This is a genomic window from Sphingopyxis sp. LC363 (assembly GCF_000756385.1).
Taxonomy (GTDB): Bacteria; Pseudomonadota; Alphaproteobacteria; order Sphingomonadales; family Sphingomonadaceae; genus Sphingopyxis.
This window is the reverse complement of the sequence record NZ_JNFC01000001.1, coordinates 127,369-142,620: the sequence shown is the minus strand read 5'-3', so window position 1 is coordinate 142,620 and position 15,252 is coordinate 127,369. Positions and strand designations below refer to the sequence as shown.

The following is a 15,252-nucleotide window of genomic DNA, read 5'->3' as shown; positions in this document are numbered from 1 at the left end:
ATTGACGCAATTTATCTATATATACGCCAATTGTCATAGGAAGGCTTATGCAACTCGTTGCCATCAAAAGCGCACCGCCACCGCCCGCTCTCCGCTTCTCCGATGCGGAAGTGCAGGCCATGCAGCGTGCGGTGATCCGGCTCTTCGACCATTGGGGCGTGACCGACGCGCAGGCGGCGGTGCTGCTCGGCGACATCGCCGTGCGAACCTATCAGCGCTGGAAGCAAGGCGAATATGGCCGCTGGACCGTCGATCTGGCGGCGCGCCTCTCGAACCTCATCGGCATCCACAAGGCGCTGCGGCTCCTCTATACCGAGGCGGACCGCGGTTATCGCTGGGTCAAGGCGCCCAACCGCGCCTTCAGCGACCGCTCGGCGCTCGAGATCATGCTCGGCGGCCAGCTGACCGACCTGATGCGCGTGCGCCGTTATCTCGACAGCTATCGCGGCGCGTGGTGACGGAGGGATGCCGGGCGCGCCGCTGTCCCGCGTCGACTGGCCGTCGGCCGTCCGCCTGATCGAAAGCAAATATCCGCCGATCGACCTGTTCGAAGATCTCGCCGAGCCGGAAGATTGGGAATTGCTCGCCGCGGCCGAAGCGAAGACGAACCCCCGGATCGCCGAGACGATCGGCAATCTCGACCTCGTGCCGGTCGAACGACGCGTCGCGGGACCGGGCGCGAGCTATGTGATGGCGCCCTTCACCCATTGCTCGCCCGACCGGCCGGGGCGATTCCATGACGGCCATTTCGGCGCCTATTACGCTGCCGGAAATTTCGAAACGGCGGTTGCCGAAGTCACCCACCATCAGGCCCGGCGCCTGCTCGACACCCGCGACGAACCGGGCTGGATCTCGGACATGCGCGAACTCGTCGGCGCCGTCGAGGCCGCGCTCATCGACATCCGGACGGGCGGCTTCGACGCGCTCCTCGCCCCCGACGATTACGCGCCGTCGCAGAATTTCGCGCGCCGGCAGCGCGACGCCGGCAGCGACGGGATCGTCTATCCCTCGGTTCGCAATCCCGGCGGCGAATGTGTCGCCGCCTTCTGGCCGGACGTCATCGCCAAGCCCGTGCAAGGCCGCCATTTTCGCTATCACTGGGACGGCGAGCGGATCGACATGATCCACGAGCTCGTCCTCGACGGATCGGGCCAGATATTCCGCCTCGAGGTCTAGCCGGGGCTCCATTTGGCCCCGGCGGCCTGCAAATCGAAATGAACCCATTGACCGGCGATCCGGATGGCGGCAAAGGCAGGTGCCTCGACCCCTGCGGTAAAACGAACTGTAAAACAGCGCGCCATGCAGCAGCTAAATGGTTGAAATGCGGGTGTAGCTCAATGGTAGAGCAGAAGCTTCCCAAGCTTACGACGAGGGTTCGATTCCCTTCACCCGCTCCATCTTGCTGCCCACGCGCAGCCGCTGATGGTTGAAAAATCCCCGAAAATCCGCTAGTTTTTGAGCATTCACTGGCTTCCGGTGATTGTCCATGATCGCACGTAGTTGAACGATTCGGGGGCATATCCGGGGGCCTTTCCAAAGCCCCTGATTTGCGAGGCCCCCAAATGGCGCTCACCGACACCGCGATCCGCAAAGCGAAGCCAAAAGATAAGCCCTATAAGGTCTCGGATTCGGGCGGCCTTTATCTTTTGGTCAATCCGATCGGCAGCAAGCTTTGGCGCGTTAAATATCGCCTTCATGGAGTGGAGCGTAAACTGGCGCTCGGCGCTTATCCTGCAATTACGCTCGCCGAAGCGCGAGCGGCGAGAGATGATGCGAAGAAGCAGCTCGCCCATGCGGTCGATCCCAATACTGCCAAGCGACAGGCTCGAATCGCTGCAAGTATCAGCGCGGGCAACAGCTTCTCGGCGGTGGCCGAAGAGCTGATCGCGAAGCGCGAGAAGGAAGGTGTCGCAGCCGCAACACTCGAAAAGCATCGCTGGCTTTTGCGTCTGCTAGGCGCGGAGTTTGGGCGGCGGCCGGTGGCCGACATCACGCCTGCGGAGTTACTCCACGAGTTGAAGAAGCAGGAACGGCGCGGGCGTTTAGAAACCGCCAAGCAGGTCCGGTCTTTCGCGAGCCGCGTTTTCCGCTACGCCGCCGCTACGGCGAGAGCCGAACGCGATCCCGCACAGATGCTGCTTGGCGCGCTAATCCAACCGACCGTCAAACATTTCGCGTCGATCACTGACCCAATAGAGTTTGGCGCCCTACTCCGTGCGATTGACGGATATGTGGGTGATCCAGCGGTGATGCATGCACTCAAGCTGACCCCGCATGTCTTTCAGAGGCCCGGCGAACTGCGCCAGATGGAATGGACAGAAATCGACTTCGCGATGGCGGTTTGGACGCTGCCGGCTGCCAAGATGAAAATGCGCCAACCGCACGCTGTGCCATTATCGCGCCAAGCACTCGCGATTCTGGAAAGTATGCGAGGCCTTTCTGGCAACGGGAAGTATGTTTTTCCGTCGGTACGGACACGGGCACGACCGATCAGCGACAATACAATCAATGCGGCTCTTCGTCGTCTTGGCTACTCCAAAGAGCAGATGACAGCCCACGGGTTCCGCACATCTGCATCATCGCTTTTGAACGAGTGCGGTAAATGGAATCCGGATGCCATCGAACGGGCACTCGCCCACATGGTCGCGGGCAGCATCCGGCGCATATACAATCAGTCAGCCTATTGGACCGAGCGCGTAGAAATGGCCCAGTGGTGGAGTGATTATTTGTGTCAGCTCCGTGATGGAGGCAATGTAGCCATCCCTCGCTAGGAGAAGATGGTGGACGATCGGAAGGAAGTGCTGCCGCTACGCATCGTCGCGGCCCGCTTCATCAGCGCTGACGAACAGGCGGGCCTTATTGAACTAGATCGCATTGCGGCCGATGCCTCACGTGTCATTCAAAGTCGCTATTTGCTCCTATGCTCGGCGCTTGCCGCCACGGCTTTTGCAACGATGATTACCCTTGGTCCCGGTATCTTTCTCACTCTTAGCGAAACCCCTGGCGCCGATACCGTGGTTATCATCGGGCTGGTTTGTTTTGTGCTGACGATGGCCGTGTTCGCGTCATGGCGCGTGTTCCAATATGGCGGGATGAAGGCCTCAGCGCCGCAGACGGCTCTTTATGCCAATGCTGACGACCCTGCGGCGCGGAACCTTGAACGGCTCTTCTCCCTGCTCCAACGCGAGTCGACTTTGCGTGCCTTCTATCGAACCACGAAAGGGGCGCGGCGCGATATCGACCACCGCTATTTTTTCGGCAAGCTTCGGGCGGCTCATGTTGCAAGGGACGGGACGATTCGCAGTGCGCTCTTCGGCCCGGTCGGTTTCTGGTTCGACCGAGAACTATTTCTGGATGCGGAGGTCCTCAAACTGATCGCGGATGCCAAAGCCGAACCGAGCCGTGTCGGAGCACCCAGAAAGTACGATTATACCGATGCGGTGATGTCGCTGATCGAACATCCCGACGTGCGGAAGATCGACATTGCCAAGAAGCGCGGCAATCAAAAGCTGGTCGTCGGGCTTCTGGAGGATTGGTATCGTAGCAGGCGCCGCGAGGTGCCCGGCGAAACCCAGCTTTCGAGTTACGCCAAGCAGATTCTGGAAACGATCGCGAAAAATCGTTCGTCTTAATTCGACCCTGAATTACCGGGGAACGGCGCATTTGTGCGCGTTCTATTCGATGGCAGTTACCGGGGAACAGCCGCGAACGGCGGATTCCCCGTACATCCGCATGCCGTTGGAACTGCCGGCGATTAGCTGCAAATGATCCTGTCGCCCGCCGCATCGCGGCACTCCAATGGAGGCGACAATGGATGAACTCGCATACTCGATCAACCGCACGGCCAAGGCGCTCGGCGTGGGCCGGAGCACAATCTACAAGCTCATCAAGACCGGCCAGATCGATGCGCTGAAGATCGGCACGCGAACGCTGATCACGACGGCATCCATCGCGCGGCTCACCGAGGCTCGCCCCGAGACTTGATACCGACGCGGCGAATTGCCGCCTGCGCATTTCGATCGCCTCTCGATTCAGGAGGACAAGACATGTCCGTTCTTCGCAACGCTCTCGCCCGTTTCTTTTCTTCGAAGCCCAAGCCCGACATGCACATCGACGCCGATGTTCAGACCGCCATCTACATGTGGCCGATCATCGAAAAGTTGCTCGCCCACGGCGAGGATGGCGACACCTACCGCGCTGCGGTCAATTTCTGGCGCTACGCCGAGCGACCGCCGCTTGCCACCTACGACGGAGATGGGAGCCACTGTCACATCGATGGTCCGCTTCAAATGGCGGGCGATTTTGCGCTTCCCTTGGGCGGAGAAATCTTCAGCCGCGGCGTCACGATTGCCCTCGATCCCTTCGAGGCGAACGATCTTCGCGAACATATGCGGGCCGCTATTGAGCGCGCTATCCTCGCCTGGCTTGTGGACAATGGCCGTCGCAAATCTCCACCGGCAAGAAATCCTTACGACCGCCAAACGGCCGACCGCGAAGCGAAGACAATGATCGCCGATTGGGCCGCTCGCAAGGGAGCAAAACGCCCCGTCACGGAGGGTCCTGATCATGTCTGAATCGATCGTCTTTAATGCAAGGTCGCAGGGCCGCGATGCTACGCATCGGACCCGTAATTTGGATACACACCTCACGCACGGGTGCATCCAGCTTTTCCGCCGCTTTTTGAGGGTGCGATCAGAGTGCGCTCCGTCATTGGTTCGCCGAAGTGACGCTATTCCGCCAAAATCCGAGGGTGCGATCCGCACCCTCGCGGAGGCGGTCCGATGAAGACCGTCCAACATTCTATTCGCCTGCCCGCGGCGCTCGATACCGCGCTTCGCGCGCTGGCCGACCGGCAGGGCAAGACGGTTTACGCGATGCTCCGCCGCTGCGTGAAGGCGGGGATCGACGGGCAAATAAATCCCACCGTCAGCAGCGCAGACGATCGCGAACTGGTCGCCGAGGTGGCGTCGATCAGCACGCGATTGGCCGACGTCGAACACCTGCTCGACCGCACCCTGCACACGGCCTGCGCCGCTTATTGCTATGCGCGCGGCGCCGCGATGGGCGGCGGCAAGAGTGACGAGGTCATCACCGCCGAGACGCAGCGGGCCTATGATCGGCAACGCGCGGCAGCGGGGGAACGGCCATGAGCGAACCTCACGATCTCCGGCTCCATGCCGAGGCGCTGCGGCGTCATCTTCGCTACAGTCAGACGCGGCGGTTCAAACGACAGTGTGCGATCATGGTCGCGTCGATCGCGCTCGGCGGTTTGGCGGCGCCCTATCTGATGCTCGACCCGAGCATCCTTCGGGACACCGGCACCCATTATCACGCCAAGATGCTGTCGTGGTTTGCGGGAAGTGGCGGTGGCGATCCGGGGATCGTCATCCGTTATGAGGGGACGGACTATCTGACGCCCGCTCGCACGGTCGCCACCGATCCCTATTTTGTCCGCCGGGCGAGCATCGCCAAGTCGTTCGTCATGCGCGGCGCCATGCTGGGGTTTGTCGGGTGGCTGTCCGCCCTGTTCCTGCTCCGCGATGTCGCCGCGCGCAGACGTGAACGCGCTCTTCGCGATCGCGTGATCGATGGCACCAGGGTGACGAGCGAGAAGGAGCTTGTGAAGCTGGCGCGAGCCGAAGCCGGTTCGCATCCGCTGACGATCGGTCCGGTCCCCTTTCCCCGCCGCCTCGAAACCCGGCACATGGCGATGGTCGGCACAACGGGCAGCGGCAAAACGACGGTGCTGCGCCAGATGCTCGACGGGATCGCCGCGCGCGGCGAGGCGGCGCTGGTCTACGACACCAGCGGCGAATTCATCGCCCATTACTACCGGCCCGAATGCGGCGACGTCATCCTCAATCCGTTCGACGCCCGCTGCGTTTATTGGTCGCCCTTCGCCGAGATCGCCCACCCCGCCGACGCCGATCGCATCGCGCAGCAGCTCGTTACCGAGACCGGGAAGCAGGACGATGACGTCTGGCTGGAAACCAGCCGCATCCTCGTCGCGAACATGATCCGGGAACTCTGGAAGGAGAAGAAATGCACACTGCCCGACCTGCTCGAAGCGCTGCAAAAGATGGACAAGGACAAGCTCAAGACCTGGCTCAAGGATACGTCGTCGGCGCGCACCTTCTCCGACGACGCCGACCGGGCCACCGGCAGCGTGCTCTTCATGCTCGCAAAAGCCGCGAACCTAATCCAGTTCCTTCGCATGCCCGAAGAGGGCGAGAAGGCCTTTTCGTTCCGCGATTTCATCGCCGGCCTCGACGAGATGAAGGGCGCCAAGCCCTGGATCTTCGTGCCGCGGAAGGAAGAGCAGTTTGCGGCGCTCAAGCCTCTGCTCGCCTGCTGGCTCGAATGCGCCGCGAGCGCCATGCTGGGCCTTGCTCCGTCATCCGACCGCCGCGTCTGGTTCCTGCTCGACGAGCTTGCCGACTTGCCGCGTGTCGATAATCTGACGCGGTTGCTGCCCGAGGGCCGCAAGTTCGGGGCAGCGGTTGTGCTGACCTTCCAGGGCGTCGGGCAGATGCGGCATCGCTACGGCGATGACCTTGCCGAATCCATGCTCGGCTGCTGCAACACCAAGCTCTTCCTCCAGATGGGCGACGGCGAATCCCGCCGCTGGGCTAGCGACACGATCGGCACCTGCGAGGTCGAGATCCAGACCATGACCGGCGCGCTGGGCGAGGGCGACGACAAACCGCGGATGACGCTCGGTCGCCAGCGCAAGACCCGTCCCGCCGTGTTCGAAAGCGAACTCCGCCTCGCACGCTATGAGGGTTATTTGCTATTCCCTGACGGGCTCCCGGTCGCGCGCATCGCGCTCACCGCCGACCATATCGAGAAACGCGGCGAGCCGCGCCAGCCTGCCTTCGTCGCGGCGAACCCAGAGACGACCCTCTGGCACCGGTCGATAGAAGCGCCTGCGCTGGAGAAAGCCGAGGACGCTGCGCCGCCAGCGGCGGAGAAGCCAAAACCAAGGAAGAAGCCGCCGGCACCCCCGCCCGCAGATGATGGTGGGCCGATCTGATGGTCGCGTCGGTATCGGCGCTCACCAGCTCAGCACAGGCGAGCAGCTATTATGAGGCCGACGATTACTACGCCGAAGGCGGGCTGTCGCCGTCCGAATGGCACGGCAAAGGCGCCGAGGAGCTTGGGCTGTCGGGTGACGTCGATCGCGACGCCTTTCGCGAACTCCTCGACGGCAAGGTCGCGGGCCAGCAACTCGGCACGGTGCGTGACGGGCAGCTTGAGCATCGCCCCGGCTGGGATGTGACGCTGAGTGCGCCCAAGTCGGTGTCGATCATGGCCGAGGTTGCCGGCGATCGGCGGTTGATCGCGGCGCATGGGGAGGCGGTGAAGACCGCGCTCGCGCATGTCGAGGCGCATATGGCCGCGACCCGCGTCCGGCACGGCGGCAGCGTGACCCGGGAGGCGACTGGCAATCTCGTCGTCGCCAGCTTCCAGCATGGGACGAGCCGGGCGCAGGACCCGCAGCTTCACACACATAATGTGATCATGAATGCGACGCAGGGCGAAGATGGATCGTGGCGCAGCTTTGAACCGCGCGCGATCTACCAGCTCCAGAAACAGATTGGCTCGATCTACCGGCAGGAGCTGGCGTTGAAGGTTCGCGAACTCGGCTATGAGATTTCGCCGGGCAAGGACTCGATGTTCGAGATAAGGGGCGTCTCGGCCAACGTGATGGCGGCGTTCAGCACGCGTAGCGCCGAGATCGAGGCCGCGCTCGGCGAGCGGGGCACATCGCGCGACGAAGCCAGCGCCGCCGAAAAGCAGGTTGCCGCGCTCGACACGCGGCAGGCGAAGGTGGCGACTGACCATAGCGCGCTTGTCGCCGACTGGCGCGCGACCGCCGACCGGGCTGGGTTCGATGCCGAGGCCCGGCTGGCGTTGGTGCGCGAGGCCGAGGGCAGGGCGGCGAGCGGCGTTCGTCTTCCCGATCCATCGATCGCCGACCGCGCCGTCGCCCATGCCGCCGACAAGCTTGGCGAGCGGCAATCGGTGTTTGCGGTCGCGGCTCTGCACGAGGAAGCGGGGCGGTTTGGCCTTGGGAAAGTCAGCTATGCCGAGATTGGTGATGCGATCGGACGGGCCACCAGAGAGGACGAGTTGGTTGACCGCACGTTCGTCGATCGGCGGGGCGCCGCGTTTGCCGGGTTCACGACCCGCCAGAACATCGCCGCCGAGAAGACGTTGCTGCGTATCGAAGCGCAAGGGCGCGGCGCGCTCGCGCCGATCGCCTCGCCGCTCGCCGCCGCCAAGGCTGTCGCGGGTGCGGCGGCGCAGGCGGAGCGGTCCGGCTTTGGCTGGAACCCTGACCAGAAGACCGCGACCGAGCAGCTCCTTACCAGTCGCAATCGGATCACTGCGGTGCAGGGCTATGCTGGCACCGCCAAGACGACGACAGTGCTCGCAACTTTCGCGCGCGAGGCTGAAGCACGCGGCGTGTCGGTGGTCGCGCTGGCGCCGACCGCATCGGCGGCGATGACACTTGGCGAGGCGCTCGGTACGCGCGGCGATACTGTGGCGCGCCATTTGCTCGCGCCGGAAGGTTCTGTGCCCGGTCAGCCGGTCGCGTGGATCGTCGATGAAGCTTCGCTCTTGTCGGCGCGCGATACCGCGCGGCTGTTCGATTTGGCCGAGCAGCATGATGCCCGCGTCATCCTGGTGGGTGATGTGAAGCAGCTCGGATCGGTTGAGGCCGGCGCGGCGTTCGCTCAGCTTCAGGGCGCCGGTATGGAAACCGCCACGCTGGGCGAAATCGTCCGGCAGAGCAACGCGGCCACGAAGGAGGCGGTGCTCGCGTCGATCGAGGGCGATGCGAAGAAAGCGCTCGCAGCGCTCGATCGTGGCGGTGGCCAGATCGTCGAACACGCCGATCGCACTGGCCGCTTCGCCGCCATCGCCGAGCGCTATGCCGGGCTCGACAAGGCGGCGCGGGCGCGAACTCTGGTCATCGAACCATCGCGTGAGGGCCGCGACGCGTTGACGGCGGACATAAGGGCGGCGCTGACCAAGTCGGGAGCGCTTTCCGGTCCCGCCGTCGCCGTCGAAAGCCTCGCCAACAAGAGTCTCACGCGCGCCGAGGCGCGCGACCCGCTAAGCTATGACCGTGGCGATGTCGTTCGCTTTACCCGCGATTATGCTGACAAGGGTGTCGCGCGTGGCGAAGCCTATCGGGTCGAGGCGGTCGATCCGGCGAAGGCTGCGATTGCGCTGAGGTCCGAGGACGGGCGTGAGGTCGACTGGCGGCTCCGCCAATGGGGCGCCAGCAAGGTGCAGCTATTCGCGCCGCAGAATATGGACCTCAGGACCGGCGACAGCATCCGCTTTACCCGTAACGATCGCGATACCGGGCGGATCAACGGCGCGCGCGGCGAAATCACCGCAATCGACGAGCAGGCACGGACCGCGACGGTGCTTGGCGCGCGCGGTCAGGCACAGACGCTCCACCTCGATGCCGCGCGCGACCGGCATATCGCCCATGCCTATGTTGAAACCGCCTTCGCCGCGCAGGGGCGCACCGCCGATCATGTCATTATCCACGCCGACAGCAAGGCGACCAATTTGGTCGACCAGAAGAGCTTCTATGTCGGCATCTCGCGCGCGAAGGAGTCGGCGACGATCGTCACCGACGATCGCACGAAACTGACGTCGGCGATCAATGAACGCGCCGGGGTCGTCCAGACCGCGCTGTCACAGGCACCCGCCGCGGCCGCGGCCATGGCGCAAGCCACCATCGCCGCGCCCGCTGCCGACAAGGCGATCAGCGCGGCGGTTTCGCAGGCCGCGACCTCGCTGCCCGGCATGGGGCTTTAGCTCTTGCCAAAGCATGCGATCTTCCCGAAGATTCCGCCACATGCGTAACGATCTCACCCATCTTCCCGCCGCCAAGCAGCGCGAACTCGAACGGATCGTCGAGACGATCTTCGAGGAGTTTCGGGGCGCGACCGAGAACGCGACGGGACCGCGCAAAGGTGCGCGTATCCTCAAGATCATCCTGTTCGGCAGTCACGCGCGAGGCGACTGGGTCGATGCGCCGCTGTCGGCGAACCAGTATAAATCTGACTACGACATCCTCGTCATCGTCAGTCAGAAGGAGATGACCGACCGCGCCGCCTATTGGGCGAAGGCCGAGGAGCGTCTCATTCGCGCCTATACGATTGAGAAGACGCTCCACACGCCGGTCAATTTCATCGTGCACAGCTTGCACGAGGTGAATGACGGGCTCTCGCATGGCCGCGTCTTCTTCATGGAGGTCGCGAAGGACGGCATTGCGCTTTACGAAGCTGACGATAGCGAGTTGGCCAACCCGAAGCCGAAAACACCGAGCCAAGCGTTGGCCGCGGCAAAAGATTATTTCGACGAGTACATGCCGGCGGCTCAATATTCTCTCGAACGCGCGCGAAAGAGCGTCGGTGACAATCAGCTTAAATACGCTGCCTTTGATCTCCATCAAGCGACGGAACGACTGTACCAAGGACTGCTGCTCACCCTGACATTGTACACACCGTACAACCACAACATCGCCTTCCTGCGTTCGCTCGCAGAGGGGCTCGACCGTCGCCTTTTTGGTATCTGGCCGGAGGGGACCCATCGCGAGAGGTCGATGTTCCAGAAGCTGAAAGAAGCTTACACGAAGGCAAGGTACTCAAAACATTACCGGATAAGCGAAGAGGAACTCACCTGGCTCGGCGAGCGCGTGGAGGAACTCGGTCGCGTGGTCCATCAGGTCTGCTCGGACAAGATCGCCGAGCTTGAGGCGGCGGCACACCGGTAGGCGATGGCCCCGGACGGCTTGCCGGGACTCCCGGATTCTGACATAATCCGTCTCACGGAATGGAACGACTGGCGGCCATTTCGGGGATTATCCTGCCAGGCATCATGTAGGTCCGGCCGCGTGTCGGACGGTTGCTGATCGCCGCTCCGGCGGCATCACAGCGAACACCGCTTGCCCATCCGCGCGCAATCGCGCGGACCGCCGCGGTGCGAGTTGCAAATGACACCCCCAACAACCGACGTTTACGCGCGCGAAGTCGTGATGGCGCGCGTCGGCCATCTCATCCGTCGCAAACAGCGCGAAATCGAACGGATCACCCGCATCCTGCGCGGCCTGTTCGACTCCTCGCAGGTTCAGGCGCCCGAGCCCGGACGCATCAAGCGCGTCATCCTGATCGGTCCCTATGCGCGGCGATCCTGGTACGAAGACAGCCGGACGATCGAATTTTCCGATTATGAATTCTGGGTCTTCGTCAATCATCCGCTCTTTGCCGACGAGCGTTGTTGGCGCCGCGCGCGTGCGACCATTGACCGCGAGCTTGGCAATCGCTGTGCCGTCGATGTCGGGATTTACTCGAAGTCCGACATCCGCGCCGCAAAGGCCGAGCGCGACACCTTCATTCTCGATCGGATCGAGGGCGGGATCACCCTCTATCGTGCGTCGCGCGATGCGCCGCTGCCCACCCGCGAGCGCGAGGGAGACCGGCCATGACCGCCGCGGGACCCTACCCCACGTTCGAAGCATTCTACAGGGCGCAGCATGATCGGATGTTCCATTTCTTCCGGAGGAAAGTTGGGCGTGATGAAGCTCTGGACCTCGTGCAGGAGGCATTTACCTGTGTGCTGCGAAGCGGGGTGTTCGAAAGTCTCGAAAATCCCAATGGCTATTTGACGAGGACGGCTCGCAATCTGGTGATCAACCGGGCGCGGACATGGTACCGAAAGGGGTGCATGCTTTACCCGCTGGACGAGGCGCGCGATGCGCCACTCTCACCGGAACAGGAATGGAAGATCGAGGGGCAAGAGCTTCGAGCAGCCTATCGACGAGCGCTACTAGCTCTGCCGAGGCGAACGCGGCGGATATTCTTGATGCATCGACTCAAAGGCATGTCGTATCGTGCAATTGCGGACCAGCTCGGCGTCGGTGACAAAGGCGTTGAATACCATATGATGCGGGCCTTGGCTCGGTGTCGGCGTGCTGCTGCAAGACTGGAATAATCTATCGGCATTTGATGGCTTTGCGCTCGATTTCGGCCATTACGACCATCCCGATGTGAACTAACAGCGGACAACGGCATCTGCGTGATTGCCGGCAGCCACGCGCCTCATAGCAAGAGATGGCCCGCGCATTGGCCAGGGCATCGAGAAATGCCGTATAATTTGCCCCGATTTGGCATAAAGTCTTGCGGGCAAGCCGCAGGAGCCCAACGTATCCAGCGAAATTGCGATGAGGGAGACGGGGGTGGATATTCAGGGCGACAGCCTCGATGAGATACTCATCGAAGCCTACAACCGGTTGCAGGCATCGGGCTTGCCGAACGTTGGCACGCGCGGTCCCAATAAGGAGATCATTGGCGTTGGCCTGCGTATCGCACATCCGCGCGCTCGGTTGAGTCGATCAGCCAATCGTGGTTTGCCCTTCAGCGCTCTCGGCGAGTTTCTCTGGTATCTAACGAAATCCGACGATGTCGCCTTCATCACCGCCTATATTTCGGCGTATGAAGACGAGATCGATGAAACCGGAGCAATCAACGGTGCCTACGGCCCGCGGATTTATTCGCGGCACGGACTCGATCAGATAGAAGGTGTCATCAAACTGCTGGAGAGGAAACCGAACACTCGACGCGCGGTCATTCAGATCTATGCGGCGAGGGACCTCGAAACCGACAATGAAGTGCCATGTACCACCAGCCTGCAATTCTTCATCCGTGATGGCCGCCTACATCTGATGGCGTCCCTGCGATCGAACGACGCCTACTTGGGGCTGCCGCATGATGTTTTTTGCTTCACGATGCTCCAAGAAATGATGGCCCGTCGCCTCAACGTCGATGTCGGGGAGTATCTGCAGATGGTTGGTAGTTTCCACCTCTACGACAAGCATGAGAATAGGGCCGCCAACTATGTTAAAGAGGGGCATCACAGCCTTGCTCAAATGCAGGAAATGCCGGCCGGAGATCCCTTCTTAATCGTCCCTGAGGTGCTAAGGGTTGAAGAAATGATCCGCACCGGTCACGAAGCGGCTGGAGAGGCCATCGGGACGCTTCCGGACTATTGGGCCGACTTGATGCGGCTCGTACAAGCGCATTTCACGGCCGATCCGTCAAAGCTAGACGCGATCACGGCACAGCTTGGGAACCGTAGCTACGGCACCTATATCGATGATCTGCGCGACCGACGGATCGCGAAACTCGCGAGAGAAGCGGAAGAGAAGACATGAAGTGGCCAAGCTGGGAAAAAAAGAGGGTTCAGATTTTCAATGGGCTGACCGCCGCCGCGCAGACCGTGCCGATGGCCGGACTGATTTCCAATATCGAGAAGGAAACGCTGAGCCGTCAGTTCGTCGCCAGTCTGCGGCGCGAGGAATATTTCCGGGTCATTCAGAATCGCGGTCCGATCGCAGCCAATCGAGCCAATCCGCACAACGCCGCTTTCGAGGCCGAGCTCGGTATCGTGCACCTCCTGCAAACCGGCCAGCTAGACGAAGCCGCTTGGCTGATATTCCTAATGGTCTATTTTGCGAAGCCTGAGGACAGCGGCTGGACTCGCCTGAAACAGGTCTATGGGCGGCTGGGGAACGGACGTTGGGACTGGGCGACGGTTAGCGCAGCGCCGCAGCAATTCACTGCTTGGCTTGCCGCAAATTGGCAGGCTATCGGCGGCAAGTTCGGCAATCACCGCAAGTATGAGAGCTTGCGGCCGAACGCTCGTCGCGCGATGGGGCCAGCGGTTGAGACCTATGTCGCCTGGGTTCAGCAGGGCGGGGGGCACCAGCAGCATTTCGCCGGGCTCGTTTTGGAGGCCGGCAACGATCCACATGCGATCTTCGACAAATTCTATCGAGCGTTACCGGTGAACGGCTTCGGTCGCTTAGGCCGCTTCGACTGGGTGTCAATGCTCGGACGCTACGGGCTTGTCCCGGCGTCGGCGGGCACGGCTTACCTCAAGGGCGCGACGGGGCCTGCCGGCGGCGCCCGTCTTCTATTCCAGAACGATCGCAACGGAAACGCGTCCGATGCCGCGGTCCAAATGTGGCTCGATCAGCTCGACCAACACATCGGCGTTGGAATGGAAGTGATGGAGGACGCGCTCTGCAATTGGCAAAAATCGCCCGCGTTGTTCGTTCACTTCAAAGGCTAGCAATCGCTTCGTCGATCTCAGCCCAGGACCATATCCTGCGCAGGAAGGTCAGCCGGTTGCGCGGAAGACCCCGGTGGTTCAACTGACCCAGCACGAGGCCCGGCGCGACTTCGACCGCGACCGCGTAACGTGTGATGTCCTTGTAGCGCGTTCCGAGCGCGTCGAACTCAGCCTGCCGGTGTTGCGGCACTATCAGGTCGGCCGCGAAGGCGTTGGCCTCGCGTTCGCATTCGTCTTCCGCCATCCCCTCTTCATCGACGAACGGCTGCGCGCCGTGAAGCAGAAGATGGCCTATCTCGTGGAAGAGGGTGAACCAGAACTGCTCGTCTGACCGGAAGCGGAAACTTAAAAGAATCATCGCGCGCTCGGGCGTGATAAGGCGGCTCGCGCCGCTGGCCTTGCACTCGCTCGGTGCCCGCTGCACGACGAGCGCAACGCCCGCTTCAGCAAGAAGCGCTTTCAATAGCGGCAAAAAGCGCGCCGGACGGCTAATCCGCGAGAGGCGCTTGATATCCGCCATCCGCTCTTCAAGAGCGGCCGGATTCCAAGGCGCGGTTTCGGCGAGAGCAGCAGTCAACTCACCCTGCCTTAACCAAAGCGAAATCGCGCCATCATCGGAAGATAGCTTCGTCGATTTGCGAAACCGCGTCGTGTCGCGGTCACGGCCGTATTTGCACTGCCAAGCGCCAAGAGTTCCAACGCCAAAAAAGGCGAGGCGCCTGCGGAGCTCCGCATGGAGTTTAGCCTCGTCGAGCTTTCCACGAGCAGCCGGTCCGGGGGCCGGGATCGATGCAAGCCACACCTTCGCTTCGGCCTCGGGAACTGCTGCGATCGCCCGTTCGAGATCGCGGTTATAATTTTTCTGACGCATCAGCCAGAAATGGACCGAGCCGCCAACTAGATCGCCGATTACAGCGGCAGCGGGCTCATCAATTTCTGCTGTGCCAGCAAGCAAGGCGCGAAGCTGCTCCATGCCTCCCGAAAGCCTCCCTGCCACGGCCGAAGGCGCGACTTTCTTGCGCTGCATGGCCGCCAAAAGACTGTCGCCCGGGCGCGAAAACCAATCAGATTGAGATGTGGCCGTGTCCATCG

At 62.1% G+C, this 15,252-nt stretch carries 15 protein-coding genes and 1 tRNA gene; 15 read left to right on the top strand and 1 reads right to left on the bottom strand.

Annotated features, from left to right (window positions below):
* Nucleotides 1–47: 47 nt before the first annotated feature.
* From FG95_RS00635 to FG95_RS00570, 15 genes are all read left to right on the top strand, one after another.
* Nucleotides 48–458: an MbcA/ParS/Xre antitoxin family protein gene (locus FG95_RS00635; RefSeq protein WP_235211412.1), complete on the top strand. Its 411-nt coding sequence runs from the start codon at nucleotides 48–50 to the stop codon at nucleotides 456–458.
* 7 nt (nucleotides 459–465) lie between these two features.
* A complete protein-coding gene (locus tag FG95_RS00630; protein ID WP_037553242.1) occupies nucleotides 466–1,176 on the top strand; it encodes an RES family NAD+ phosphorylase in 711 nt (236 codons plus the stop codon).
* A gap of 147 nt (nucleotides 1,177–1,323) precedes the next feature.
* Nucleotides 1,324–1,397 (top strand) — tRNA-Gly (locus FG95_RS00625).
* A gap of 165 nt (nucleotides 1,398–1,562) precedes the next feature.
* A complete protein-coding gene (locus tag FG95_RS00620; protein WP_037553241.1) occupies nucleotides 1,563–2,771 on the top strand; it encodes a tyrosine-type recombinase/integrase in 1,209 nt (402 codons plus the stop codon).
* 6 nt (nucleotides 2,772–2,777) lie between these two features.
* A complete protein-coding gene (locus tag FG95_RS00615) occupies nucleotides 2,778–3,632 on the top strand; it encodes a hypothetical protein (RefSeq protein ID WP_037553240.1) in 855 nt (284 codons plus the stop codon).
* A 178-nt stretch (nucleotides 3,633–3,810) separates the two neighbouring features.
* On the top strand, nucleotides 3,811–3,984 hold the full coding sequence (locus FG95_RS00610; RefSeq protein WP_037553387.1) for a helix-turn-helix domain-containing protein: 174 nt from the start codon (nucleotides 3,811–3,813) through the stop codon (nucleotides 3,982–3,984).
* Nucleotides 3,985–4,103: 119 nt separating this feature from the next.
* Entirely contained in the window at nucleotides 4,104–4,574 is a 471-nt protein-coding gene (locus tag FG95_RS00605; protein WP_152567540.1) for a hypothetical protein, read from the top strand.
* Nucleotides 4,575–4,781: 207 nt separating this feature from the next.
* Complete coding sequence (locus FG95_RS00600; protein WP_037553238.1) at nucleotides 4,782–5,150, top strand: hypothetical protein; 369 nt, start codon at nucleotides 4,782–4,784, stop codon at nucleotides 5,148–5,150.
* Nucleotides 5,147–7,033 (top strand): type IV secretion system DNA-binding domain-containing protein, encoded by a 1,887-nt coding sequence (locus FG95_RS00595; RefSeq protein ID WP_037553236.1) that lies wholly within the window; start codon nucleotides 5,147–5,149, stop codon nucleotides 7,031–7,033. Before FG95_RS00600 ends, FG95_RS00595 begins: the two co-directional genes overlap by 4 nt.
* Nucleotides 7,033–9,843: a MobF family relaxase gene (gene mobF / locus FG95_RS00590; protein ID WP_037553234.1), complete on the top strand. Its 2,811-nt coding sequence runs from the start codon at nucleotides 7,033–7,035 to the stop codon at nucleotides 9,841–9,843. The genes FG95_RS00595 and mobF overlap by 1 nt, the downstream gene beginning before the upstream one ends.
* 40 nt (nucleotides 9,844–9,883) lie before the next feature.
* Entirely contained in the window at nucleotides 9,884–10,804 is a 921-nt protein-coding gene (locus FG95_RS00585; RefSeq protein ID WP_037553233.1) for a HEPN domain-containing protein, read from the top strand.
* Between the two features lie 219 nt (nucleotides 10,805–11,023).
* Entirely contained in the window at nucleotides 11,024–11,515 is a 492-nt protein-coding gene (locus FG95_RS00580) for a hypothetical protein (RefSeq protein ID WP_235211411.1), read from the top strand.
* Entirely contained in the window at nucleotides 11,512–12,021 is a 510-nt protein-coding gene (locus FG95_RS20040) for an RNA polymerase sigma factor (RefSeq protein ID WP_081932946.1), read from the top strand. The genes FG95_RS00580 and FG95_RS20040 overlap by 4 nt, the downstream gene beginning before the upstream one ends.
* A gap of 244 nt (nucleotides 12,022–12,265) precedes the next feature.
* A complete protein-coding gene (locus FG95_RS00575) occupies nucleotides 12,266–13,240 on the top strand; it encodes a thymidylate synthase (RefSeq protein WP_037553384.1) in 975 nt (324 codons plus the stop codon).
* Nucleotides 13,237–14,160 carry an alpha-glutamyl/putrescinyl thymine pyrophosphorylase clade 3 protein gene (locus FG95_RS00570; protein WP_037553232.1) on the top strand — a complete coding sequence of 308 codons (924 nt, stop codon included), beginning with the start codon at nucleotides 13,237–13,239 and terminating at the stop codon, nucleotides 14,158–14,160. The genes FG95_RS00575 and FG95_RS00570 overlap by 4 nt, the downstream gene beginning before the upstream one ends.
* Here the strand turns inward: FG95_RS00570 and FG95_RS00565 are convergent.
* On the bottom strand, nucleotides 14,150–15,250 hold the full coding sequence (locus FG95_RS00565) for an ImmA/IrrE family metallo-endopeptidase (protein WP_037553231.1): 1,101 nt from the start codon (nucleotides 15,248–15,250) through the stop codon (nucleotides 14,150–14,152). The two genes, FG95_RS00570 and FG95_RS00565, sit on opposite strands and share 11 nt — an antisense overlap.
* Nucleotides 15,251–15,252 lie beyond the last annotated feature (2 nt).

Excerpts from the sequence above, each read along its gene's own strand:
- FG95_RS00635 (WP_235211412.1), top strand. The coding sequence starts at position 48 with ATGCAACTCGTTGCCATCAAAAGCGCACCGCCACCGCCCGCTCTCCGC.
- FG95_RS00630 (WP_037553242.1), top strand. The coding sequence starts at position 466 with ATGCCGGGCGCGCCGCTGTCCCGCGTCGACTGGCCGTCGGCCGTCCGC.
- FG95_RS00620 (WP_037553241.1), top strand. The coding sequence starts at position 1,563 with ATGGCGCTCACCGACACCGCGATCCGCAAAGCGAAGCCAAAAGATAAG.
- FG95_RS00615 (WP_037553240.1), top strand. The coding sequence starts at position 2,778 with ATGGTGGACGATCGGAAGGAAGTGCTGCCGCTACGCATCGTCGCGGCC.
- FG95_RS00610 (WP_037553387.1), top strand. The coding sequence starts at position 3,811 with ATGGATGAACTCGCATACTCGATCAACCGCACGGCCAAGGCGCTCGGC.
- FG95_RS00605 (WP_152567540.1), top strand. The coding sequence starts at position 4,104 with ATGCACATCGACGCCGATGTTCAGACCGCCATCTACATGTGGCCGATC.
- FG95_RS00600 (WP_037553238.1), top strand. The coding sequence starts at position 4,782 with ATGAAGACCGTCCAACATTCTATTCGCCTGCCCGCGGCGCTCGATACC.
- FG95_RS00595 (WP_037553236.1), top strand. The coding sequence starts at position 5,147 with ATGAGCGAACCTCACGATCTCCGGCTCCATGCCGAGGCGCTGCGGCGT.
- mobF (WP_037553234.1), top strand. The coding sequence starts at position 7,033 with ATGGTCGCGTCGGTATCGGCGCTCACCAGCTCAGCACAGGCGAGCAGC.
- FG95_RS00585 (WP_037553233.1), top strand. The coding sequence starts at position 9,884 with ATGCGTAACGATCTCACCCATCTTCCCGCCGCCAAGCAGCGCGAACTC.
- FG95_RS00580 (WP_235211411.1), top strand. The coding sequence starts at position 11,024 with ATGACACCCCCAACAACCGACGTTTACGCGCGCGAAGTCGTGATGGCG.
- FG95_RS20040 (WP_081932946.1), top strand. The coding sequence starts at position 11,512 with ATGACCGCCGCGGGACCCTACCCCACGTTCGAAGCATTCTACAGGGCG.
- FG95_RS00570 (WP_037553232.1), top strand. The coding sequence starts at position 13,237 with ATGAAGTGGCCAAGCTGGGAAAAAAAGAGGGTTCAGATTTTCAATGGG.
- FG95_RS00565 (WP_037553231.1), bottom strand. The coding sequence starts at position 15,250 with ATGGACACGGCCACATCTCAATCTGATTGGTTTTCGCGCCCGGGCGAC.